Source organism: Pusillimonas sp. ANT_WB101 (assembly GCF_008369125.1).
Classification (GTDB): domain Bacteria; phylum Pseudomonadota; class Gammaproteobacteria; order Burkholderiales; family Burkholderiaceae_B; genus Allopusillimonas.
Genome location: NZ_VOAY01000006.1, coordinates 1 through 25,291 on the forward strand (window position 1 = coordinate 1; position 25,291 = coordinate 25,291).

17 protein-coding genes are annotated in these 25,291 nt (G+C 54.6%); 10 read left to right on the forward strand and 7 right to left on the reverse strand.

The window, feature by feature from the left end; genetic code table 11:
* The first annotated feature begins 1,119 nt into the window (after nt 1-1,119).
* The gene (gene rng / locus FQ179_RS20965; RefSeq protein ID WP_149399512.1) at nt 1,120-2,583 is read left to right on the forward strand and encodes a ribonuclease G; all 1,464 of its coding nucleotides are present in this window, start codon (nt 1,120-1,122) and stop codon (nt 2,581-2,583) included.
* Between the two features lie 473 nt (nt 2,584-3,056).
* On the forward strand, nt 3,057-3,884 hold the full coding sequence (locus FQ179_RS20970) for a class I SAM-dependent methyltransferase (protein WP_370459923.1): 828 nt from the start codon (nt 3,057-3,059) through the stop codon (nt 3,882-3,884).
* 1,076 nt (nt 3,885-4,960) lie between these two features.
* Here the strand turns inward: FQ179_RS20970 and FQ179_RS20975 are convergent.
* Nucleotides 4,961-5,446 (reverse strand): hypothetical protein, encoded by a 486-nt coding sequence (locus FQ179_RS20975; protein ID WP_149399514.1) that lies wholly within the window; start codon nt 5,444-5,446, stop codon nt 4,961-4,963.
* A gap of 222 nt (nt 5,447-5,668) precedes the next feature.
* Nucleotides 5,669-7,444 carry a lipid A export permease/ATP-binding protein MsbA gene (gene msbA, locus FQ179_RS20980; protein ID WP_370459924.1) on the reverse strand — a complete coding sequence of 592 codons (1,776 nt, stop codon included), beginning with the start codon at nt 7,442-7,444 and terminating at the stop codon, nt 5,669-5,671.
* 116 nt (nt 7,445-7,560) lie between these two features.
* Between msbA and FQ179_RS20985 the strand changes: the two genes are divergently transcribed.
* Together FQ179_RS20985 and FQ179_RS20990 are read left to right on the forward strand one after the other, a co-directional pair.
* Nucleotides 7,561-8,565, forward strand: coding sequence for a glycosyltransferase family 9 protein (locus tag FQ179_RS20985; RefSeq protein ID WP_149399518.1), 1,005 nt, complete (start codon nt 7,561-7,563; stop codon nt 8,563-8,565).
* Entirely contained in the window at nt 8,562-9,326 is a 765-nt protein-coding gene (locus FQ179_RS20990; protein WP_149399520.1) for a YdcF family protein, read from the forward strand. Before FQ179_RS20985 ends, FQ179_RS20990 begins: the two co-directional genes overlap by 4 nt.
* Before the next feature lie 61 nt (nt 9,327-9,387).
* On the opposite strand, the gene FQ179_RS20995 is transcribed toward FQ179_RS20990, so the two are convergent.
* From FQ179_RS20995 to dnaE, 4 genes are read right to left on the reverse strand one after another with little or no spacing between them, the layout of a single operon-like run.
* The gene (locus tag FQ179_RS20995) at nt 9,388-10,137 is read right to left on the reverse strand and encodes a glycosyltransferase family 2 protein (RefSeq protein ID WP_149399521.1); all 750 of its coding nucleotides are present in this window, start codon (nt 10,135-10,137) and stop codon (nt 9,388-9,390) included.
* Nucleotides 10,134-10,985 (reverse strand): polysaccharide deacetylase family protein, encoded by an 852-nt coding sequence (locus FQ179_RS21000; protein WP_149399522.1) that lies wholly within the window; start codon nt 10,983-10,985, stop codon nt 10,134-10,136. The genes FQ179_RS20995 and FQ179_RS21000 overlap by 4 nt, the downstream gene beginning before the upstream one ends.
* A complete protein-coding gene (locus tag FQ179_RS21005; RefSeq protein ID WP_149399524.1) occupies nt 10,982-12,079 on the reverse strand; it encodes a glycosyltransferase family 4 protein in 1,098 nt (365 codons plus the stop codon). The genes FQ179_RS21000 and FQ179_RS21005 overlap by 4 nt, the downstream gene beginning before the upstream one ends.
* Nucleotides 12,079-15,567: a DNA polymerase III subunit alpha gene (dnaE, locus tag FQ179_RS21010; protein ID WP_149399526.1), complete on the reverse strand. Its 3,489-nt coding sequence runs from the start codon at nt 15,565-15,567 to the stop codon at nt 12,079-12,081. Before dnaE ends, FQ179_RS21005 begins: the two co-directional genes overlap by 1 nt.
* Nucleotides 15,568-15,738: 171 nt before the next feature.
* On the opposite strand from dnaE, the gene FQ179_RS21015 reads away from it, so the two are divergent.
* The 6 genes from FQ179_RS21015 (at nt 15,739) to FQ179_RS21040 (ending at nt 21,335) form a co-directional block, all read left to right on the forward strand.
* Complete coding sequence (locus FQ179_RS21015) at nt 15,739-16,752, forward strand: LacI family DNA-binding transcriptional regulator (RefSeq protein WP_149399528.1); 1,014 nt, start codon at nt 15,739-15,741, stop codon at nt 16,750-16,752.
* Between the two features lie 62 nt (nt 16,753-16,814).
* Nucleotides 16,815-17,834: an ABC transporter substrate-binding protein gene (locus FQ179_RS21020; protein WP_149399530.1), complete on the forward strand. Its 1,020-nt coding sequence runs from the start codon at nt 16,815-16,817 to the stop codon at nt 17,832-17,834.
* 11 nt (nt 17,835-17,845) lie between these two features.
* Complete coding sequence (locus FQ179_RS21025) at nt 17,846-18,673, forward strand: iron ABC transporter permease (protein WP_149399532.1); 828 nt, start codon at nt 17,846-17,848, stop codon at nt 18,671-18,673.
* Complete coding sequence (locus tag FQ179_RS21030; RefSeq protein WP_149399534.1) at nt 18,674-19,468, forward strand: ABC transporter permease; 795 nt, start codon at nt 18,674-18,676, stop codon at nt 19,466-19,468.
* The gene (locus FQ179_RS21035) at nt 19,465-20,514 is read left to right on the forward strand and encodes an ABC transporter ATP-binding protein (protein ID WP_149399536.1); all 1,050 of its coding nucleotides are present in this window, start codon (nt 19,465-19,467) and stop codon (nt 20,512-20,514) included. Before FQ179_RS21030 ends, FQ179_RS21035 begins: the two co-directional genes overlap by 4 nt.
* Nucleotides 20,514-21,335, forward strand: a complete 822-nt coding sequence (locus FQ179_RS21040) for a phosphodiesterase (protein WP_149399538.1) — start codon at nt 20,514-20,516, stop codon at nt 21,333-21,335. Before FQ179_RS21035 ends, FQ179_RS21040 begins: the two co-directional genes overlap by 1 nt.
* Before the next feature lie 69 nt (nt 21,336-21,404).
* On the opposite strand, the gene hrpA is transcribed toward FQ179_RS21040, so the two are convergent.
* Nucleotides 21,405-25,244, reverse strand: coding sequence for an ATP-dependent RNA helicase HrpA (gene hrpA / locus FQ179_RS21045; RefSeq protein ID WP_149399540.1), 3,840 nt, complete (start codon nt 25,242-25,244; stop codon nt 21,405-21,407).
* Between the last annotated feature and the right edge of the window lie 47 nt (nt 25,245-25,291).

Below are 25,291 nucleotides of genomic sequence, written 5' to 3' on the forward strand. Positions count from 1 at the left end.
AACGCCCTAACTGCCTAAGTGGCGGCCCTCACACTGCGGGAAAACCCTAGGTGTTTGTGCTGCGAAGAACGAGACTATAGCAAGCCGTTTTAAACCACGCAAATCGATTTACCCCAAAAACGCCCTGAGCCGCCTCTGTAAAGCACCTGTTTAACCACCAAGGCTATGAAAGATAAAGGGAATAAATAAATTAGAAATAAATGAAATTAATTGGGAAAAGAATGAAATTTGCGCTCAGGGCGTGGGGTTTACGGGAATATCTTGGGATTTTGAGCTGATGCAGGATGGGTATTCGCTGGGTATTCGCTGGGTATTCGCTGGGTATTCGCTGGGTATTCGCTGGGTATTCGCTGGGTATTCGCTAAATACTCGCTGAGTGTTCGCTGGGTATTCGCTAAATACTCGCTGAGTGTTCGCCGGGTATTGGCTAGGTTTCGCTGGATATCGCTGGGTATTGCCTGGGTACCTACACAGACAGTCGCTAGGCTACCTACACAGGCAATCATATCTAGCCGGAAGACACAGTATGGACGCGGCCAGCGTAAACACATGAGCGAAATTCGTTTACTGGCTCAATACACTACGACTTGCTGAGTCCATGCGCGGATGGAAGCTAGCCCCTCTTTCTTTCTCCAAGCGCAGTTGCCCTCGTGTCCGCAGGTTCAAGCCGTTCTCTTTATCCACGCCGTTCTCTATATATATGCACGGATGGTGGTTTCTTCTTATTTGCGGGACGTAAGACGCCTCCCCTGCCCTGCCTCCGCCCCCAGGTGAACACTGGCAGGACGTTCCCCTGGATGGAGGCGACGAAAAGAAAGCTTTTTGTATAGCTGGTGCTAGATAGTCAGGCACCCGCAAGGCTACCAGCCAGCACATCTTGAGAGCGAGTGCCATGCCGGGTTTACACAAACAGCAAGAATTCCTTTATCTTTGCAGTAGTAGCGTTGAATCTGCGCAGGCAACCAGAGTCACGTGTCGCGATACAAACCAGGTTTACGGGTGTACTGGCTTGGCACGTTGAATCTTTCTGGCTGCACACGGGCAACAGCAACGCTTCCTGTATAACTAACACTATAAGAACTCCGGCAATCCACCCGCATCACACAGACAAGAGCATGCATGACTGAAGATATTTTGATCAACGTAACGCCATTTGAAACTCGCGTAGCACTTGTTGAGCAAGGCGCAGTACAAGAGATACATATTGAACGCAGCATACAGAGAGGGCACGTTGGCAACCTGTATTTGGGCAAGATAGTGCGGGTTTTGCCTGGAATGCAAAGCGCTTTTGTTGACATCGGCCTGGAGCGCGCGGCGTTCATTCATGTCGCCGACCTCAGGCAGAACCGCTCGGAACGCAGCAGTGGCAGTGCCATCACCCCTATTGAAAAGTTGTTGTACGAAGGGCAATCTTTAATGGTGCAGGTGATTAAAGACCCTCTAGGCACTAAGGGTGCCCGGCTGTCGACGCAAATTAGCATTGCGGGGCGCATGCTTGTTTACCTGCCCTATGACCCTCACATTGGTATTTCACAAAAAATCGAATCAGAGGCCGACCGGTATGCGTTGCGCGAACGCGTGCAAAGTTTCAAGGCGCCGGACGAAACCGGCGGATTCATCGTACGGACTCAGGCCGAAGGCGCGACCGATGACGAGTTGAAGTCTGACCAGTCTTACTTGAGCACGCTCTGGGCGGCGGTTCAGGCCAAAGCGAAAACCTTGCCGGCGCCCTCTTTGCTCTATAACGACCTTACATTGGCTCAGCGCGTGCTGCGCGACATGGTTGGCCCACACACCGGCACCATACGCGTCGATTCGCGCACCACCACACAGCAGCTGATTGATTGGGCAAAAACCTATACACCTTCGGTGCTTGATCGAATTCAGCACTACAGCGGTGAACGACCACTGTTTGATATCGCCAATGTCGACGAGGAAATTGCCCGCGCGCTGTCTCGTCGTGTAGACCTGAAATCAGGCGGCTATCTGATTATTGATCAGACCGAAGCCTTGACTACGGTTGACGTCAACACAGGCGGATTTGTAGGTGGACGCAATTTCGACGACACTATTTTTAAAACCAATCTGGAAGCAGCGGTTGCAATGGCACGACAGCTGCGCCTGCGCAATCTTGGCGGCATTATTATTCTTGATTTTATTGATATGGACGATGTTGGCCACCGGGCTTCGGTGCTGGCGGAGTTCAATAAGGCACTAGGCAAGGATCGCACGCGTACAACTGTCAGCGGCTTTAGCCAGCTTGGTCTGGTTGAGATGACTCGCAAGCGCACGCGCGACTCTTTGGCTCATCAAATGTGCGAGCCTTGCCCCACATGTCAGGCGCGAGGCAATGTGCGCACGCCACGTACATTGTGCTATGAGATTCTTCGAGAGATTCTGCGTGAGTCGCGACAGTTCAACCCCAAAGAATTCCGCATTCTGGCCTCTCAGGCAATTGTGGACTTATTTCTGGAAGAAGAAAGCTCTCATCTTGCCATGCTGGGCGATTTCATCGGGAAGCCGATTTCTCTGGAAGTAGAGAGCCAGTACTCCCAGGAGCAATACGATATTGTGCTGATCTGAGCTTCTACGCGTTTTTGGCCATACCATTCAATAGCTCAAGCGACTGAAAAGTAAAAAATAGTTATATCTATATGTTTCCTCGCGCACCCTTGCATGCCGTATCAACTTGGTAGCTAGGATCTCTAGCTACCAATTGGAGCCAGGGAAATGGTAGCTAAGCGTATTTTACAAGGCATGCTCTCAGACACAGAAATTAAAAGGTGGATACGTGCAGGCAACCCGGTTGCTAAACCTGATGCTGGCGGCCTTACGTACACTTTATCTAACTCGGGAACGGCGTCTTGGGTGCTGCGCTATAGCCTGGTAAGACGCCAGCACGAAGTAGCGCTCTGAAATTAAAGCATAAAGCGGTCGGCGAACACGCTGCCCCCCGCCGCCCTAAAGGGCACACAGCTGACTTGTCTTTAAATACTGGATGGATGCTAGAAGAGGATACGGGCTAGAGCCTATCAGCTTTTATACTAGTATATACAATGGTCTTGTACGAGCATACGGAAAACTTAGAATACAAGCTCAATTATTCTAGGAAGAACATCATGCGCAAGCAGACACAAGTAGTTTCGGAACAGTACGCCCCGGTTGCCGCTGCATATCTGACCAGCGCCGTGCATGCCGAAGGTCAGGATTTGCAGGACTTGGCAGCCTTCGTCAAGGCACAACCAGAGGCCAGGGTGCTCGACCTTGGTTGCGGCGCAGGGCACGTAAGCTTTGCCGTGGCGCCCTTTGCAGCCAGCGTCACGTCTTACGATTTGTCAAAGGAAATGTTGGCGCTGGTGCAGCGCACAGCGCAAGAGCGCGGCCTTGGCAACATACAAATTCAACAGGGCTACGTTGAGGACTTGCCATTTCCCGCAGAGTCCTTCGATATCGTTCTTACTCGTTATAGCGCTCATCACTGGGTCTGTATTCAGACTGCGGCAGAGCAGATTATGCGGGTCCTGAAGCCCGGCGGAAAATTGGTGGTCATCGATGTTGTAGCGCCAAAAAACGCGCTATTGACAACGTTTATGCAATCCATCGAATTGCTGCGCGATACTTCGCATGTGCGAAACCGCTCGGTACCCGATTGGGAAGCGATGCTTAAGGGCGAAGGCTTCCAAGACTTGGCGTCGCGAGAATGGCGATTACCGCTGAACTTTGCCACTTGGGTCGAAAGAATGAAAACGCCCGCCGAGCATGTTGTCGCGATCGAGTCTCTTTTGAAAGATGCACCGACGGAAGTGCTGGAGTATTTTCAGGTGCGGGAAGACAATTCATTCACTGTCGACACGGCATGGGTTGAAGCGGTAAAGCCCGCGTAAATCATGGGTTGCCCAAGCAGGTAACCCTGTACACCGATCGCTTCTATGCGCAACTTAGCCGGCGGTACGAAGGCGATTTCGTTGCCGCTTTACCGTCGGCCAGCCCGGCCGGAAAGTAAGAATGGTTTGCATCAGCACAGCACTGTTCTTCGCATGACGTATGAGCGTTTTTTTTGAAAGTCAGCGCGCTGAAGAGATGGAGATTTTGTGCTTAACGGCGCAGTACAGCGGTAGGTGCGGCTCAGGCTGTCAAAATCTGCACATTGAGTCTGTATGGACATCGGGTATGTCTTCGCTTATTTCAACTGGATGGCTCATTAGAATGTTAGGCCGCCTTACACCAGCGCAATGGCAGTGATGTGCTGTAGGCGCCCTTGCGGCGCTACGCTCAGGAGGACTGTTTAGCCTTAACCTACCAGCCCCTAATGGAGCTTCTCTTTTGCCTGATAGGCACGCTTTATGCTCTGCCATAGATGAGCAGCACTAGCCAGCGCTTGTTCCTGCCACGGCCCAAGGGGTGCTCTTTCATTGGAGATAGATTATGAACCAACACGAAGCCCCAAAGAAGCCAGGCCAACATAAGCCTGATATGCCCGAGAAGAAAAGTCCCGCAAAGCCGAACCTGGGTCAGCCAGGCCAGCACAAGCCAGATGTCCCAGGACGCGCGCCCAACAGGCCGCCAGACAAACGGTAGATGGATTGCGCCGATAACACACCCCCGCTTCGGCGGGTTTTGTTTGGCCTGCTCGTTCTGAGTAGCCTCCCAGCACCCGCGGCACTATTACTAAAAAAGCCCACCTTGGTGCTCAGCTCTTAAAGCATCGACACATGCGGTTGGAACGGCGTGATCAACCGCACTTAGCGAGCACTTTTTCCATTGCCAATGGAAAGAACCAGCTTTCCAAACGGCTGCGCAAGATGTTCATGAGGCCTTGCGAGCGGATGAAAGCGGCGCTATAGCATGTCTTGCAGGGACGCCCCCATCTTGCTGGCGACTTAGTTATTTACTTTGTTATTAATGGCTACGGGCGTCGCTACCGCGCGAGCGGTAGGCCGGTACTTATCTTGCTGGCGGCTTAACCTTGTTTTGCTTTGCTATCGCTATCAGCTGGCTTTACTCTTGGCTGCCCAGGACATACGCCCGGATATTCAACCGCGTCGAAAAGCCGCTCAACACGGTCACGGGTGGCAGCGTCGTCATAATAACTGTAGATTTCAGCCTTGACTCGCTCCGGAGCAAGATAGGTTGCCATGACTTGGGTCAATTTAGCCACCACCGCGTTCTCATAGGTGGGCGACGGTTCGGGCATGTCGGTAAGTGTAGCGTAGTTTGTTTGCCGCGGCTCCATTTTGAAAACGGGCGCCGAGCCGCAGACTCGCTCTTGCTTGAACAATGCCATTTGCAGTTTTGCAAAGGTTGTCGGAATGATGCGGTCTTGGCGGTGATAGAGAGACGTATCCATGTGGGAAGCCGTAAGACGTGCCTCTGTGAGGCCCGCGTTTGGGCCAGTGGCGCAGCCTGCGAGTGTTGCAAGTAAAGCAACAAGAGCCAGTTTTTTCATGTTTGATTCCTATTCTGTCACGATACCAGCTACCTGGGCCAAGCTAGTAAATTCTGCCGCAGTACCAGCAATATGGGCCATGCTAGCAAATTCTGTCACGGTACCAGTCGCTTGGGCCAAACTAGTAAATTCCGTCACAGTACCAGCTGCCTGGGCCAAGCTGGTAAATTCTGTCACGGTACCAGCTGCCTGGGCCAAGCTAGCATTAAAAGAGATGTAAGCTTAATCTTCACGAAACTGCATGCGATATAACGATGCGTAGAGGCCATTAAGGTCTAGCAGTTCTTGGTGCCTACCCTGCTCTACGATGCGCCCCGCATCAAGCACAACTATACGGTCTGCCTTTTGCACGGTAGAAAGCCGATGTGCAATAACCAGGGTGGTGCGCCCTTTCATGAGGCGCTCAAGCGAATCTTGTACTTGTCGCTCAGACTCACTGTCGAGTGCCGACGTGGCCTCATCAAGAATGAGGATGGGCGCATTCTTGATAAGCGCACGAGCTATCGCGAGCCGTTGGCGCTGCCCGCCTGAAAGCTGATTTGCATTTTCGCCAACGGCGGTGTCAATACCTTGTGGTAGCCCCTGAACAAACTCCAGCAGGTTAGCCGCTGCCAGAGCGTCGTGAATCTGCTCGTTGCTGGCCTCACTGAGTGCCCCGTAGCCAACGTTTTCGCCTATGGTGCCTTCAAACAGCACGACGTCCTGGCTGACCAAAGACAACTGATGACGCAGGCTACGCAATGTGAGATCACGCACGGCGACACCATCGACCAGAACTTCACCTTTAGTGGGTGCGACGAAGCGGGGAATCATGTTGACCAGAGTGGTTTTGCCGCTACCTGAACGACCGACCAGCGCAACAGTTTCACCCGGCTCGACCACTAACGACACGCTGGAAAGTGTGTCTGAAATAGCGTTGGGAAAGCGATGCGTTATATCGCGCAGTTCAATGCGGCCAGCTATGGGGCTGTCGAAAGTGCGCGTTCCGGTGTCGTCTTCAGGTTTTTGGTCAATAAGCGCAAATACGCTTTCGCCCGATATAAGCATGCGCTGCATGGAGCTTGCTATATTGGTAAGCCGTTTGACGGGATCGAAGATCTGCCCCAAAGCCGCCATGAAGGCGGCAAAACTACCAACAGTGAGGTTGCCGTGGTTGGCCTGGTACAACGCCACGGCAATGACCGCCGCCACCGACAGGGCAATGGAAAATTGCGAAAGTGGTGACATGGCTGCATCGGCGCTGGCCGCCCTCATGGCAAAACGGCGCAGGCGACCATTGACGTAGTCAAAACGCTTTGACTCTCGCTTGTAACCATCAAACAGCTTGACGACGCGCTGGCCTTCGATACCCTCTCGCACGACGCGAGTGAGCTCGGCATTCATGCCAATGGTTTCGCGGTTGATTAGACGCAATCGACGAATAAAAATACGCGCGATCACCGTGGAGATGGGCAGCATGACGATGACAATGAGGGTGAGCTGCCATGACATGTACAGCAGTACGACCAGCAAGGCCACAACCACCAGCGTTTCACGTACCAGCACAGTAATTACGTCTGTCGCCCGACCGGCCACTGTGCCGGCGTCTATGGTGAAACGATTGAGCAGGCGGCCAGAGTCGCTGCGTTTGAATTCTTCGTCCGACAGCCCTAGCAGGCGGTCGAACATTTCTTTGCGCAGGCCTAGCAACACGTTTTGGGCCACCCACGACAGCAGATAGCTGCTGGCAAATGTAGTGATACCACGCAATAGCATAAGCCCAATGACTGCAAGCGGAATGGACCACATGTAGGAAGGTTTGGCGCCACTAAAGCCCTCATCAAGCAGGGGCTTCATGATTACGGCCAATGTTGGCTGAGTGGCCGCTGAGACGCTGACCAGCGCCACGGCAAGCGCGACAACCTTCCAGTAGGCGCCGACACGGGCGTAAATACGTCGCCAGAGATCAAAATTAACGGCGTCTGAATGCGTGGCTTGGGCAGAGGAATCTGACTTCAACAATAAACTCGCTTATATTAACGGCACGGGTCGGCCGGCCATTTTAACGGCAGACCTCTGTCCAGGTCACCGGACCAGGCTCATCATACTCTTCACAGCTGTTACAACGTTTGCCAATGCCTACGATTTCCGCCATCTACGTCCGTCTTCCAAATTGGATAGGCGATGTCTGCATGTGTCTGCCAAGCTTGCACGCGCTGCTCGAAACTCGCATACCGGTTGTTGTGTGCGCTCGCCCCTGGGCTCGAGACCTGCTATCAGCGTATCCGTTGGCAGGGTTTGTTGAAATGAAAGGCAGGTGGCAAGAAGATCGCGCCGCCGTACACACTCACAGGAAAAGGGCACGGTACGCACATCCACGAGGGCTGTTGCTGCCAGACTCCTTGTCTAGTGCCATGGTTTTCAAGTTTGCAGGCGTGCCAAGTGCAGGTTATCGCGACGATGGACGCAGTCTGATCCTGCGCTGGCCTGTCACAAAGCCTTCAAATGATCTGCACGCGGTTGAATCCTGGCATTATGTGACGACGCAGACCTTGCGACGCTGGGGCCTGCCAAGCACGCCGCTTGCGACCACACGCAAGCTCGATCTGTGGTTATCCGAACGACATCTTGAAGAAGGTCGGCGAGCCATGCTTGATGCCGGCCTGGAGGAAGGCCACTTTATTTTGATTGCTCCCACCGCGACGGGCTTGCACCGTGGGCAAATAAAAGTTTGGCCGAACTTCGATGCCCTGACTCGACAATTGCAAGATCAGGGCTATACCATCGTCATGTGTCCACCACCCGGCGAAACCGCTGAAGCAAAAAGAAACGCACCTACAGCGGGCTTAATCCCTTCTCTTAAGCTGGGTGCGTTTGCTACACTCACCCGTCTTGCCGGGCTGGTGGTATGCAATGATTCAGGCGTATCACATGTCGCTGCCGCAGCAGGTGCCAATCAGCTGACGCTTTTTGGTGTAACCCAGCGCGAGCGCACGGGGCCATGGTCAGAGACGGCATCCGGCCTTGGGTCGGCGCACGGTTGGCCCAGCCTGGACCAAGTATCGGAAACCATCCGGGCACTTTTACCCCCAAACGCAGTCAACATCGTTCATTCCGCCAACCAGAATCACAGCGCATGACATTTTCCAGCTTTCTGACCAACCTCGTAATACCACTTAATCTTTGCATTGCTTTACTGCTCATCGGCGCCGTCGCATTTATTGCCCGCCGACGCAAAACCGGTGTCATCCTGGCCGTTATCGGCGTGGGCTGGGCACTATTCTGGTCGCTACCTGCATCTACGTTATGGGCTGGCGGCCGGCTTGAGCAGTTATACCCCCATTCTCTGCCCATGAAACTGCCCACGGCTCAGGCCATAGTGGTGCTGGGCGGCAGTACGGCGAACAGCCGTATGAACTGGTTCGAGCCCTATGACAGCCAGCTGGCAAATTCGCGCGTCAACACGGCCGGCATACTTTACCGGGCAGGCCGTGCGCCCTTGATCATACTGTCGGGAGCGGCCCTTGATGGCAATATCAGCGAAGCCCAAATGATGGCCAACACGCTGGAGCAACAGGGTGTGCCCGAAAGCGCACTGGTACTGGAAGAGCGTAGCTATACCACTTACGAAAATGGCCTGTATACGTCTGAACTGCTGCGCCACCACCACATTTCAAATGTTTTGCTTGTCACGTCAGCCTTACACATGCCGCGCGCCGTGGCGGTATTCAGAAAGCAGGGAGTGGACGTTATCGCAGCGCCCTCACCTGCACAAATCGTGGTGCCGGGTGACCCTCAGTTCTCGTTCTGGCAGCCCAACTTGCGCGTGCTGAGTGCCAGTCGGTCTATCGTCAAAGAGTATGTCGCGCTGCTGGTTTATTGGGTGCGCGGGTGGATCTGAGCCAACGCCTTCTACGATGGTCTGCTGCAGCGCCCTCTGCCTGCTTATTGCTGATTTCTTATTACTTTGGTCCAGACATAAAACTTAGCTTGGCATAACGGAAGAAGCTGCCTGCCGCCGCCGTGATGGCCAGCACAAGGCCATGACGGCCGTCCAGAAAGCCGCGCCGTATCAGATAGATGCGTACAAATGTCCAGAACCCATGCCCGAGTGCGCTCAGTACTGTGGCCCGCTTACCGCGTGCATACATCATGGCCGCCGCATCGGATGAGTATCGGTTTACTTTTGCAATCAACGCATCCAGGTTGGCGTAAGGGTAATGAAGAAAGTGGTATTTGAGCCTGCGGGGCGTGCCGGTATTGAGTTCAACACGTTCGTGTACCGCCGCATCGGTGAATCGGGCCGAACCGCGCTGAAACAGCCGTAGCACGTAATCTGGCCACCAACCACTGTGCCTGATAAAGCGGCCACAGAAATCGGAAAGGCGGGCGATTTCACAGGCCTGTATTGAAGTGCCGGCCAGCACCTCTTTGATTTCGTCGGCCAGTTCTGGCGTAACCCGTTCGTCGGCGTCGATAGACAATATCCAGTCGCCCGTGGCCAAGTCGAGTGCCCTGTTTTTTTGGGGGCCGAACCCGGGCCAGTCAGACGTCACCTCGACGCGCGCACCAAAGTTGCGCGCAAGCTCAACCGTGTTATCGGTGCTGCCCGAATCGACCACAATAAATTCGTCTGCAAAGGCAACAGATTCGAGGCAATCAAGAATATGAGCAGACTCGTTCTTGGTGATGATGATGACAGAAAGAGTCATTTGCGTTTCCTGAGCTGTTTTTTCCAGGCGCGCCAGGCCAAATAGCCCGCACCCAGCTGGGGGTGAGCTGTGAGCCAGATGCGGCGGTTCAGCCAGCTTCCAGGTAGATTGCGAACAGCAAAGCGGTAGATATGCTCCGGACTGGTGCCCGGCAAGTTTTGCCCAAATGCGTCGGTTGTATAGAGATGGCGAAACCCGGCCTCTCGGGCCGCCTCGACGTAGTCGACGTCAAAGTACCCCTGTGGCCAGCATAAGTGGTTACTGGCCTCGCCCAGATTACGTTGCAGTGCGGCGCGCGAATCGGCCAGCTCTTGGGCAATATGTCGACGTTTGACATCGGCGTCGGCACCGCATTCTTTATCCCAGCGTGTGTGCGTATGGGTATGTGAGTGGAACTCGAAGGTACCCGCTTCGCGCATGGCGTGTATTTCGCTCCAGCGCAGCATAACGTCATCAGCCTGACCTTCTGCAAGGATTTTTTTACAGGCATGGTGATCTGGTGTAGCTGGCAAGGTGGCCCCTTGCCCTGCACAGGGCCTGGCGTCGCCGTCACCGATGAGCCCCGTGACAATAAACAGAATGGCGTGCAAGCCGTGGCGCTGTAGTATCGGGTGCGCATATACCCAGTTGTTGAGATAACCATCGTCAAAAGTGATGACGATCGATTTCTTGGGTACCGTTTCACCCGCCAGGTAGCCAGCGAACTGTTCTGCGGTTAACGAGGTATAGCCTGCGCGCGCCAGCCTGGCCATTTGCCGGTCAAACACCTCGGGCGTGACGGCAATCATGCCGCCTTCGGGCGTGACGTGGTGATACATCAGCACAGGAACAGCTGGCGTACTGCTCATTGGCGTTCTCCCAGCCATTTGCGATAAACGGATTCGGTACGTTCGGCCAGCCGCTCAGTTGAGAAAACACCCTCTTCGCGCACCATGCGATAGCCTGCCTGGCCCATGCGACGACGCAACTGTGGGTCGTCAACCAGCTGTTGTAACGCGGCTGTAAGCGCGGCCACATCTTTTGCCGGTACCAGCAGGCCGGTGACGTCTTCACGCATCATCTCTGCCACACCACCTACGCGTGTGCCAACAACCGGCAAGCCGGCGGCCTGTGCCTCGACATATACCGTGCCCGATGCTTCTTGCTCCGTAGCCAGTGCGAACAGATTACAGCCAGCAAGCAGATTGGGCACATCTCGTCGTGTACCCAGCATGTGAATACGAGACTGCAGGCCCAACTGCGCTACATAGGCCTGCACCTGTTCAAAGGTGGGTGAGCCACTGCCTACCAGAACCAGATGCAGTTGCGGCCTGTCTGCCATCAAGGGCCGAATGGCGTCGATAAGGGTGCGATGCCCCTTCTTTGCGCGCATGACGGCCACACAACCCACAACGATGTCGTCATTGGAGAGCCCAAGCTCGTCACGAAGCGTTGAGTGTTCGACCAGCGGAGGCAGGACGATAGGTGAATAAATAGTGGCGACATGCTGTTCAGGCACGCCACGGCTGATGAGATAGCTGCGGACATAATCGCTGACCGTGGTAACGCGATGTGGCAGCCAGGTGTAGGAAAGCATGGAGCCAACCTTGTTGGCCAGGTGGCGTGTGCGGACGATAAGGGGCCCGCCGTTCAGCCTGCCTGCCGTGCCCGCAATCAGTGTGTCGATACGACTGTGGGTATTGATGACGTCGTAGTTGCCTTGGCGCAAAATGCCACGCATGGCGGCCACGCCTTTAAGGTAATTTGATGCGCCCCCCATGGGCATGGTGTGCACAATAAACCCATCATCGCGCAGCCGGGATACAAGCTGAGCCTGCGGCTGGCACACGGCCTCAAGTTGATGCCCACGATCGCGCATGGCGTGCAGTTCTTTATATATGCGGTGTTCCTGCCCGCCGAAGGCGACGGCCGCTTCAGTATGAAGAATGCGCAAAGGCTGCATCAGTAAATAATCTCCACAGCCTCTCGGTCTACCCACCGGTCAAGTTGTTCGAACATGGCGTCTGCCATACGCACACGCCAGTCTTCACCCAGCTTGAGCGTGCATAGAAAGGGGCTTTTGTGCAGGCGTATTTCAACAGGCACACCCGGGATGCCATTTTCAGGTTCGGCGCGAAATGGGTTTAGCACCTGCCGCAGACGATTGGTATCGGCGTTGCCATTTAACGAAATACGCAAGCTGCGTGCCCTTTCTTCACGGGCCAGCTGCAAATCGTAAACAGCATCGGCAGAAACACGCAGCCCTCCTGAATAATCGTCATTGCTGACTTTGCCATGAATAATGACGAGATGATCTTCTTTTAGGCGGTTGCGATGCTGCTCGTATAGCTCATTAAATACCGCTACTTCGACCTGGGCGGAGCCATCATCAAGCAAGGCGTACATCATCTTGCCGCGGCGAGTCATCTTGACACGCACCGAAGCCAACACGCCCGCAAACCACTGCAGACTGCGCGACGGTTCGAGACGGACAAGCGGTGTGGGCGCGAAACGACGTACCTCATCGCGCCAGGCATCGAAAAGATGGCCACTGAAATAAAACCCCAGGGCTGCCTTTTCTTGCAACAGCCGTGTTTGAAGATCCCACGGTGCAACTTTGGCCAGCTCACCTTCGACAATGTCATTGGCATCATCGGCGAACAGCGAAACTTGATTGGCGCTGCGTGCGGCTTGCTCCGCCGCCTCGATCGCGTTGCCAATCGTGGCCAGCAGTGCCGCACGATTTTCTTCGATCTGATCGAACGCACCTGCGCGTATCAGCGCCTCTATGGTGCGGCGGTTAACCATGTGGCGATTAACGCGGCGGCAGAAGTCAAACAGGCTGACGAACGGCCCGCTCTCTTCTCGTGTTCTGATGATCTCTTCAACAGCAGCTTGACCCGTGCCCTTTACCGCCCCCAAACCGTAGCGCATGGTGCGCGGTGGCAGGCCTTTTGCCACGTATTCATCGTTTACAGGCTCAAAGCGGTAAGGCGACGCATTGACGTCGGGCGGCAACACCTCGACCTTATTGGCCAGTGCGTCTTTCCAGAAAATCTGCACCTTGTCAGTGTCATCCATGTCTGACGACAAGGTGGCGGCCAGAAACTCGGCTGGATGATAATACTTGAGCCAGGCTGTCTGATAGGCGATCAGCGCATAAGCAGCAGAGTGACTCTTGTTAAAACCATAGCCTGCAAATTTTTCCATCAAGTCGAATAGCTTGACGGCCAGCTCGGCGTCATACCCTTTTTCAACAGCACCGGTTTCAAAGAGCACGCGGTGCTTGGCCATTTCTGAGGGCTTTTTCTTACCCATGGCACGTCGCAGCAGGTCGGCGCCACCCAGTGTGTAGCCCCCGATAATCTGCGAGATCAGCATCACCTGCTCTTGGTACACGATTACCCCATAGGTACTCGAGAGCACAGACTCCAGGTCTTTGTGAAAATAGTCAACTTCAGCGCGACCATGCTTACGATTGACGAAGTCGACCACCATGCCTGACTCAAGCGGGCCGGGGCGATACAGCGCCAGCATGGCGATAACATCTTCAAAGGTATTGGGTCGAAGATTCTTGAGCAGCTCTTTCATACCGCGCGACTCAAGCTGGAACACCGCCGTGGTATTGCCTTCACACAACAACTGGTACGCCTTGGCGTCGTCGAGTGGCAAAGACAGAATATCGAAGTCGCGCTTAGTTTCGTTGAACCGACGCACAAAGCGCACGGCCCAGTCGAGAATAGTCAGGTTGCGCAGGCCAAGAAAGTCAAACTTGACCAGGCCAGCGGCCTCGACATCGTCTTTGTCATATTGCGAGAAGGCATTGCTGTCAGTGCCAGGCTGGCAATACAGCGGGCAAAAGTCAGTGAGTTTGCCAGGGGCGATCAAAACACCCCCGGCATGCATGCCAATGTTACGGGTCAAGCCTTCAAGCGGGCGCGCTAGGTCAATTAGCGCCCGTACCTCTTCGTCTTGCTCGTAGCGCTCTTTGAAGGTTGGCTCTTCATTGAGTGTGCGCTCCAGCGACCAAGGGTCAGCAGGGCTGAAAGGGATCAGCTTGGAAAGCCCGTCACAAAGTGAATAAGGCATTTCGAGCACGCGCCCCACATCACGCACCACCGCCTTGGCACCCAGCGTGCCGAACGTGGCAATCTGGCTGACAGCTTCTTTGCCGTACTTTTGCTTGACGTACTCAATGACACGTTCGCGATTATCCTGGCAGAAATCGATATCGAAGTCAGGCATGGAGACACGTTCGGGGTTCAGAAACCGCTCAAACAGCAAGTCATACCGAAGTGGATCGAGGTCAGTAATGCCCAGCGAGTAAGCGACCAGCGACCCTGCGCCCGAGCCACGCCCAGGCCCCACCGGCACGCCATTATTTTTGCCCCAGTTGATGAAGTCGGCAACGATAAGAAAGTAGCCTGGGAAACCCATGGAAATAATGGTTTTGCATTCCCAGCGCAGTCGCTCTAGATATTTGGGATAGTTTTTCTCGCGTTCTGCCTCGTCAGGAAACAGCTGCAGCATGCGCTCTGCAAGCCCTTCTTCGGAAAGCTGCACCATGAAATCGTCGAGCGTAATGCCTTCGGGTGTTGGAAAATTGGGCAGTTGAGGCTTGCCCAACACCAATGTCAGGTTACAACGCTTGGCAATCTCGACCGTGTTGGCTAGGGCAGACGGCACATCAGCGAACCGACTTGCCATTTCTTGCGAACTGAGCAGGTATTGATCGCGGGTAAAACGCCGTGGCCGTCGGGCATCGCCGAGCCGCTCGCCTTCGGCGATGCACACGCGGGCTTCATGGGCGCGAAAATCTGATTCTTCGAGAAACTGAACCGGATGGGTAGCAACAACAGGCAAGCCTTGCGCCGCAGCCAACCGCACAGCGGCCTGCACATAGGCCTCATCACCGTCATGCCCACTGCGTTGCAGCTCAATGTAATAGCTGTCAGGAAACGCACGCGCCCAGTCTGCGGCAAGCTCAGCCGCCTCGGCAACCCGACCGGCCTCCAACAGTTGCCCTACATCGCCCGCCCTGCCTCCAGACAGCACAATAAGCCCCTGCGCCTGCAGCAGCCATTCGCGCTTGACCTCGCCGCGACCTCGGTACTGGTTGTCAAGCCACGCGCGGGTAAGCAGCTCGCAAAGCGCCAGATAGCCATCATGATTGCGCACCAGCACAAGCAGGCGCGACGGCTTGTCGCGATCAATGGGGTTTTCTAGCCACAGATCGGCACCGGCAATGGGTTTAACGCCATTATTGCGAGCGGCCCGATAAAACTTGATGAACCCGAACAGATTCATCAAATCGGTAATGGCCATAGCAGGCTGGCCATATCCGGCTGCCTTTTTGATGAGCTGCGGTATACGGGCGATGCCGTCCACGACCGAAAACTCGGAATGGACGCGCAAATGGACAAAAAGAGGACAAGAGGTTGCTTCAGTCATGTCGGGATTGTACCTAGGCTGGGCCGATTCTGGGAGAGACCAGAGCAGTATGGGTACTCATGCTCCGACCTCGAAGCAGCACCAGCCTCGCTATCCCCCGTGGAATCCCCTATGGCAAATGAAAACGCTGATTGCTATAAAATGAAAACGTTTTCATTTTAGGTTTGGCATATGTCAGACATAAGGCGAGTCGCCGCGTTGGCCGGCTGTTCCATTGCCACCGTATCGCGCTGTTTCAACGAACCTCATCTGGTTCGCGAGAAAACACGCGAACGCATTTTGGCCATTGCAAGCCAAGAACGGTTTCGTCCTAACCTGATAGGACGGCAACTGCGGCGCAAGCAAACGGGGCTTGTAGGCGTGATGCTGCCCTCGCTTACAAACCCCATTTTTGCTGACTGTGCTGCGGGTATAGAACAGGCACTCGAAACGCAGCATAAACGCATGCTACTCACGACAACACAGTACGAAGTAAGTAAAGAAAGCCAACTTATTGAGATTCTTCTTCGCCAGCAGGTTGACGGGCTGCTGCTTACCGTGGCTGATACGGCACATTGCGACGCGCTGGACTTGCTTGCACGAGAAAACGTGCCCTATGTACTGATGTACAACCATACAGAAGGCTTTCCGTCTGTTTCCATTGACGACCGTGTCGCCGCACGCGACGCCATTGAGCATTTGCTCAACGCTGGCCACCAGCATATTGCAATGATCGCAGGCTATGTGGCGGCGTCAGATCGCTCGCGCTTGCGTTATCAGGGATACGAAGATGCCATGTTTGCCGCAGGCCACAAGCCGCTACCACTTCTTGAGGTGGATTTCGATGCACGCACCATTGAAACCAGTTTGCAACATTGGCTGGATAACATGGCGAGTGCACCGACTGCCGTGTTCTGCAGTACAGATTTACTCGCACTTGAGGTAATAAAGTTACTGCGTGAGCGTGGGGTTCATATTCCCCGAGACATGTCCATTATTGGCTTTGACGGGCTCAAATACGGCCAACTTATCGAGCCAACACTAACGACGATCAGCCAGCCCAATCATGAGATTGGTCGGCGCGCGGCTGAGCGCCTGCTTGCCCGCCTAGATGGTACAGACATCCACCATGACTCTTTATTTCTCGACCACGTTTTGCTGGAAAGAAAAACGGTTGGTGCACCCAGCCTAGATCGCAGGCGCTAAGACGCCATGCAGCCTGTTGGCAACTATTTGCCAGCGGGGTTTACTCACCAAGGAGCTGTACCATGAAACTTCGAAAATTCCTGATGCTCGGGGTCTTTATGACACTGAGCATGAATATGGGTGCCGCGAGCGCCGCCAGTTCAGATGACCTGGTCATTTGCTACAACTGTCCTCCGCAATGGGCAGACTGGGCAGGCCAGGTCAAAAACATTAAAAATGACCTCAACTTAACGGTGCCTCTGGACAATAAAAACTCGGGGCAATCGCTGGCCCAGATTATTACCGAGAAAAACAGCCCGGTCGCAGATATTGTTTACCTTGGCATCACGGCGGCCATTGAGGCCACGAAGCAAGATGTACTTGGCAGCTACAAACCCAAAAACTGGGATGAAATCCCCGATGATCTGAAAGACAAGGACGGTCGCTGGGTCGCCATCCACTCGGGCACCATCGGCCTTTTTGTGAATGAGGCAGCACTCGAAGGCAAGCCGGTGCCGCAATCATGGAGTGACCTGCTCAAGCCTGAATACCGCGGGTTGGTAGGCTATCTTGATCCAAGCAGCGCTTTTGTGGGCTATGCAGGCGCCGTTGCAATTAACCAGGCTATGGGTGGCACCCTTGACGACTTTACGCCAGCCCTGGACTACCTTAAAAAGCTTAAACAGAACAAGCCTATTGTGCCAAAGCAGACCTCGTACGCCCGTGTTCTCTCAGGCGAGATACCTATCTTGATCGATTTTGATTTTAATGCGTACCGGGGCAAATACAAGGATGAAGCCGACATCCAGTTTGTTATTCCAAAAGAAGGCAGCGTGACGTTTCCATACACCATTTCATTGGTGAAGGGCGCTCCACATGAAGCGAACGCCAAAAAGGTCATCGACTACCTGCTTTCGGACAAAGGCCAGGCACATTGGGCGAATGCCTTTCTCAAGCCTGTGCGTCACGTTGATATTCCGAAAGACATCGCAGACAAGTTTTTGCCTGACAGTGAGTATGCACGCGTAAAAACCGTGGACTACACAAAACTCGCCGCGAAGCAAGAAGCCTTCCAGCGCATGTATCTTGACCAGGTGAACTAAGCGAAACGCAAATGCAAGATCTGACCCTTCCCTTTCGCTGGCGCTTTGCGTTACTAATCCCTGCACTGGTTGTGTTCACAGCCTTCTGGCTGTTGCCAGTTGGCATGCTCATCAGAATCAGTGCAGGCGACAACGGTTTTATACAAACATATACAGCCATTCTGAGCGACTCACGATATTTGCAGAGTCTTTGGCAAACCGTCGCTCTGTCGCTCGCCGTTACGGCCGCCACCATCGTACTTTCGGTCATCAGCGGGTTGTTTCTGACGCGCAATGAGTTTCCTGGCAAACGGATAGTCATTTCAATGTTGACGTTGCCTTTGGCGTTTCCGGGTGTAGTCGTGGGTTTTATGGTGATTATGCTTGCCGGCCGACAAGGCATTATCGGCAGCATCAGCCAGGAACTACTCGGCCACAAACTGGTTTTTGCCTATTCCATGGCCGGCCTGTTCTTGGGTTATTTGTATTTTTCCATACCCAAGATCGTGCTGTCGGTCATGGCGGCGGCAGAATCCATGGATGCGTCACTGGAAGAAGCGGCGCATTCACTGGGGGCAGGCTCGTGGGCCGTTATGCGTGACGTGACTCTACCTGCCCTCGCGCCTTCTCTGATTGCGTCGGGCGCCATCTGTTTTGCGATTTCAATTGGCGCTTTTGGCACCGCATTTACGCTTGCCACCGATATTAATGTGCTGCCTATGACGATTTATACAGAATTTACGCTTAACGCCAACCTGGTCACTGCTGCGGCGCTGAGCGTGATCCTCGGCGTCGTCACGTGGGCAATTTTGACACTTGCCCGTAATTTTGCCGGCACAACCATGATGGCAGGTGGCTAAATGCGTAGAACTCATCGCCTGCTGTTCTGGTGTCAGCTGGCAGTCACACTGCTAATCTGTGCATTTCTTATTGTGCCGGTGTTTGTCTCGGCGCTGACTGGCTTCTCGGTCAACTATTTCAAAGGGCCATCTGCCGGTCTGACCATGAAGTGGGTGATTAAAGTGCTCGAAGACTATCACATGGCGATTCTGAACTCGCTGATCGTCGCGGGCACCACACTGGTGGTTGTACTACTGATCGGCATACCGGCCGGATACGTGCTTTCGCGCTGGAAAAGCCGCTTTGCCCGTCTGATCGAAGAGTTGATCACCCTGCCCATCGCGCTGCCGGGGCTGGCTAGTGCACTGGCCATTATTACTGTGTACGGCGGGTTCCGCGAGTTTCGTATCAGCTTGTGGTTCATTATTTGCGGGCATGTGATCTTTACGTTGCCCTTCATGGTGCGGTCTGTATCGGCGGCCTGCTCCAGTCAAAACATCAAAACGTTGGAAGAAGGGGCGGCCAGTTTAGGAGCACGCTTTGTACAAAGGTTTATGGGTGTTGTGGTTCCTAATATTCGTTCAGGCATTCTGGCGGGCTCGCTGATGGTGGTTACCCTGTCGCTGGGCGAGTTCAACCTGACGTGGATGCTGCATGCGCCTCAAACCAAAACCCTGCCTGTCGGGCTCGCCGACGCCTATGCCTCTTTGCGAATTGAAGTGGGCAGCGCCTACACCACGGTGTTTTTCCTTATCGTGATACCGCTGCTGCTTCTGATGCAATCTCTGGACAAACCAAAACGGCTGAAGCCATGAAACTGAATTCGATCCCAATTACGCTTGAAAACTGTAGCAAAACCTACCATGACACCATGGTGCTGCAGAAAACCGACCTGGCCATCGGCGCTGGTGAAACACTGGTTTTGCTGGGCCCTTCAGGGTGCGGCAAGACAACAACGCTACGCCTTATCGCCGGCCTTGAACGCCCCGACCCAGGTGGGCGCATTATGTTTGGCGACGAAGATGTCACGCATCAGCCGATAGAAACACGCCGCGTTGGCATGGTGTTTCAGAATTACGCGCTGTTTCCCAACTATTCGGTGCGGGACAATGTCGGCTATGGTCTGAAAATACAAAAAGTACCGCAAGCTGAACGCAGGAAGCGAGTCAATGAACTGCTTGAAATGGTGCATCTTGCCGAGCATGCAGACAAACAGATAGACCAGCTTTCAGGTGGCCAGAAACAACGCGTGGCACTGGCACGCGCACTGGCGCCCAAGCCTCGCGTTCTTCTGCTGGATGAGCCCTTGACCGCACTGGATGCCCAATTGCGTGAAACCCTGCGCACCGACATGGATCAGCTTCTGAAAGGGCTGGGCGTAACCACGGTTTATGTTACGCATGATCAGGCCGAAGCCATGGTGCTGGGTGATCGCGTTGTCGTAATGAGCAAAGGTCGCATTGAGCAAGCAGGCTCACCGCGCGAAATTTACTTCAAGCCGCGCAACCATCACGTTGCACAATTTATTGGTTCACTAAATACCTTGCGCGGCACCTACCGAGACGGCGTATTTGTGACGGCGGGCGGTCACCTAAACTGCCCGGCTGGGGCAGACAACCTGGATACGATTTTCTTCCGGTCTGAAGATGCGCAAGTTGTGCCGGTTGAAGAAAGTTCATTAAGCGGCACCGTGGCCAACGTGCAGTTTCTTGGCGAGCGCACGCGACTATTTCTTGATGGTGTTACCGAAGGCCAGCGAGTTTGCGTAGAAACCTCAAACCGCCACGAGTATCAGACCGGGCAGCAGATCGGGCTGCGGCTTGAACCCCATCATTTGCTGCTGATGGCGGGGGAGTCATAATGTTGCTTGCCCAGATTACCGATCTGCATATAAAAAAGCCCGGCCTGCTCGCCTATAAAAAAGTGGATACCACCAAGTATCTGCATGCGTGCGTCGACAAGCTTAACCGGTTGTCACCGCGCCCCGACGCCCTGATCATCACGGGCGACCTCACCGACTTCGGCGTTATTGAAGAGTATCAGGCCTTGCGCCTTGAGCTGGAACGTCTTCAAATGCCTTTTTATCTGGCGGTCGGCAATCACGACCACCGCGACACACTGCGCCAGGCATTTCCTGATCACACGTATCTTGGCGTCGACGGCTTCGTCCAATACACACTGGATTTCGAGAAGCTAAGCCTCATCGTGCTTGACTCTCAAGACCTGCCCAACAGCGGCGGACGACTGTGCGAACAGCGTTTGCAGTGGCTTGCTGAGCAGTTGCAGGCACAACGCGGCAAACCCACGATCATCGCCATGCACCATCCGCCGTTTCTTTGTGGCGTGGAGCACATGGACAAACAAAGCCTGAACCGCGACGATGCTCATCAACTGGAAGAACTGCTGCGCAACTACGAAAACATAGAACGTCTGATCTGCGGCCACGTACACCGTGGCGTCATGACACGCTTCGCACATAGCATTGCCAGCATCTGTCCCTCACCTGCTCATCAGGTTGCCTATGATCTCAACCCCAACGGCCCCAGTGCATTTGTCATGGAGCCCCCGGCTTTTCATGTTCATGCCAACATCGATAAAAACTGGGTGACGCATACGGTATATGTGGAAGATTACGGGGGCCATTACCCCTTTTACGATGCCCAGGGCAAGCTTATAGACTAAATCAGGACAGACGCAGATCCTGTGGCCACATACCCAGGTTCTGCCCTGTCTGAAGTCCGCCCGACAGGCCTACCGGCGCATGGCCTCCCAGGCCTTTTGCAGCCGCTTCACCGACACAGGCATGGGCGTGCGCAGTTCTTGCGCAAACAAGGCCACACGCAACTCTTCAAGCAACCATCGAAAGTCATCCAACTGACCATCACGGGCCCCTTTCAAGGCAGACCGGGCACGTTGATATTGGGCCAGCAAGGGTGCCATGTCGGCAACCAGCCGGGCATCGCGTGCAGGATCACCTCGCAGCTTTTCAATACGCGCCTGAGCAGCCTTCAGGTAACGCGGAAAATGCGCCAGCTGCTTATAAGGCGTGTCACGCACAAACCATTTGTTCATCAAGGCAGATTGCTGCGCTTGCAGATCGGCGTAGGCAACTGCATGGGACTTGGCCTGCTGCAGTTTTTTTTGCAACGCGGCCCACTCTGCAAGAACCTGCCCCGCCAGTCGCGCGATTTCTTGTGCCAGCAAGCCCAGACGGCCCTTGGCCTCGTTACGGCGCAACTCAAAGCTGCTCTGATCCGTCGGCCAGGGGTCCATAAGACAGGCCTGACCAATGGCGCAATCAATAAATTGATCGCGCAGATCTTCCTGGGTGCCCAGACTCATGTAAAGCATGCTCATGCGCGTAAGGTCGGGCAGATTTTTCTCAAGAAACTTAACCTGCTCGCGCAGCCCCAGCCGGAAAAGACGTCTGAGCCCTGCCTTATGGATCTGGCGTGCCTGCTCAGGGTCGTCGTAAACATCAAAATCACAATGTGTCTGCCGATCGATGAGCGCTGGATAGCCTATGACTGACTGCCCTTTGCGCTGAATCTCCATGATGTCGGGCAGAGGGCCAAACGACCAATCGGTAAGGTTTTCATGTGCCAGGGCCTGCGCCACATTTTCATCACGCGCAGCGATTTGCTGAAAAGATGCCTGGGCCTGCCGGCCATGCTCAGCCTTGAGCTGATCGAGGTTGCGCCCTCCTGACAACATACGCCCATGCTCGTCAACAACCTTGAAGTTCATGAACAAATGAGCGGGCAAGGTTTCAAGCTTGAAATCGCTGCGCAGAGGACGTACTTTGACGTGTTCCCACATATCAGCGCTAATGGCCTCGGGCAAGCCCATGCCAGGGTTGTCGGCACGATCGAACCAGCGCTCGTAAAACGCCGCAGCGTAGTCTGGCAGAGGAACACACTGGCGTCGCATTTTCTGTGGCAATGACTTGAGCAGAAGATGGGTTTTTTCCTTGAGCATGCCGGGCACCAGCCACTCGCAACGCAAGGGGTCTATTTTATTAAGTGCGAACAGCGGAACGGAAAGCGTAACGCCATCGCGCACCGAGCCGGGCTCAAAGTGGTAATCGAGTGCCATGGCCACCCCTTGCCATTCGACTTTGCGCGGGAAGACGTCTGTGGTGACCCCTGCCGCATCGTGGCGCATGAGTGCGTCGCGCGTAAGAACCAGCGCCCCCGTCTGCGCTTTATCAAGGCTTTTGAACCATTTTTCTAGCGTTGCCGTCTGGAACACGTGTTCAGGGATAAGCTTGTCGTAGAACGCATAAATAAGCGTGTCGTCCACAAGAATATCGGGCCGCCTTGTCTGGTGCTCGAGCTTTTCGATAGACACAATAAGCTGGCGATTTTGGCGAAGAAACGGCAGCGCCGCATCAACCTCGCCCGCCACCAGGCCGTCACGAATGAATATTTCGCGCGCCTGCCCGGGGTCAATACGACCAAAATGAATACGCCGGCCATGATAGATTGGCAAGCCATAAAGCGTAGCCCGTTCATTGGCTACGACCTGGCCAGCCTTTTTATCCCAGCGCGGGTCAGACCAGTTGCGCAGTATGAGATGGCCTGCGGCCCGCTCCAGCCAGGCCGGATCAATACGGGCAACGCAGCGTGCATAAAGTCGCGTAGTTTCGACCAGTTCGGCGGCCACCAGCCATTTGCCTGCCTTCTTGACCAGGCGTGAACCTGGATGGATCTGAAAGCGGATACCGCGAGCCCCCAGATACCCTGAACCTTCATCACTTTTAAGACCGATATTGCCCAGCAGACCCGCGAGCAAGGCCATGTGGACTTGTTCGTAGGTAGCTGGCAAGGTATTAAGACGCCAGCCCTGCTCGCCGACCAGGCCAGCCAATTGGCTATGGACATCACGCCATTCGCGTAAGCGTATGGGTGACAGAAAATTCTGGCGCAGCTTGGTGACCAGCTTGCGCTGCGATGCTTTATGTTCTACCTGCTCTCCGTACCAGTTCCAGAGTTTAAGGTACGAAAGAAACTCAGACTTGTCGTCACCAAACTTGGCATGCGCCGTCTCAGATGCCTCACGGTCTTGCAGAGGACGCTCACGGGGGTCTTGCACAGACAGGGCCGACGCGATAATTAGCATTTCGGCGAGACATTGCTGGTCTTTTGCCGCTAGTATCATGCGAGCCAGACGCGGATCAACCGGCAAGCGCGCAAGCTCTTTACCCGCCGACGTCAGCTGGTTGCTTTCGTCAATGGCGCCAAGCTCTTGAAGCAGGTGGTAGCCATCGGCAATCGCCCGGCCCGAAGGCATGTCGACAAACGGGAAGGTTTCAATGTCTTCCAACCGCAGCGCCTTCATGCGCAAAATAACGGAAGCAAGCGATGAACGTAGTACCTCGGGATCTGTAAAGGCCGCCCGTTGCATGAAGTCTTGTTCAGCGTAGAGGCGCACACAAATACCCGGGCCTACCCGACCACAACGACCGGCGCGCTGGTTGGCCGAGGCCTGGCTGATGGGTTCAATACGCAACTGCTCAACTTTGTTGCGCCATGAATAGCGCTTTACGCGCGCCAGACCGCTATCGACTACATAACGTATGCCCGGCACAGTCAGCGAGGTTTCGGCAACATTGGTGGCGAGCACGATACGCCGCGCATTACCTTGAGGACGGAAGATCTGCTCTTGCTCGGCCTGCGACAACCTGGCATAAAGTGGCAACACTTCGCAATGTGTCAGTGTGCTCTTGCGCAAGGCCTCAACGGTTTCACGGATTTCACGCTCGCCTGGTAAAAACACCAGCACATCGCCAGCGCCATGACGTGCGCACTCGGCCACACCGTCAACCACGGCATCGATCAGATCGCGTTCTTCATCGTCATCTTCTTGCACCGGGCGATAAAGCACATCGACCGGGTACAGGCGGCCAGACACCTCAATGACAGGCGCAGGCTTGCCCTGGCTAGAGAAATGGTTGGCAAAGCGGTCAGCATCTATGGTTGCCGACGTAATAATTAGCTTGAGATCAGGCCGGCGCGGCAGCAGCTGCCTTAAAAACCCAAGCAGAAAATCAATATTCAGGCTGCGCTCGTGCGCCTCGTCAATAATAATGGTGTCGTAGCGGCGCAGCATGGGGTCGCGCTGTGACTCGGCCAGCAAAATGCCGTCGGTCATCAGCTTGATGGCCGTGCCTGGGCCACTGCGATCGCTAAAACGTATCTGGTAACCCACCCAGTCGCCTAGCTCTGTTTTGAGCTCTTGGGCTATGCGCTTGGCCACCGATGTGGCGGCCAGCCGTCGCGGCTGAGTATGGCCAATAATTTTGCGCTGGCCCCGGCCCAGTTCAAGGCATATCTTGGGTAGCTGGGTGGTTTTGCCCGAGCCGGTTTCGCCGCACACAATAACAACCTGATTGGCGCGGATGGCGTCAGCAATGTCTTGCCGTCTAGCGCTAACGGGCAAGTCGTCGGGATATGACAGCGCTGGCAACGGGCGTTCAGGCCTGGGTGCAGCCTGCCGATCAGCGGTTGCCTGATCGTCACGCGGGCCCCGGCGCCGTGTTTTACTGGTTGCTTTGTGTTGGTTTGCCGACAGATTGGCAGATTCTTGCATGAAACTTCTTTTGAATGGATAGTCCGTCATTATAATTTCGGGACGAA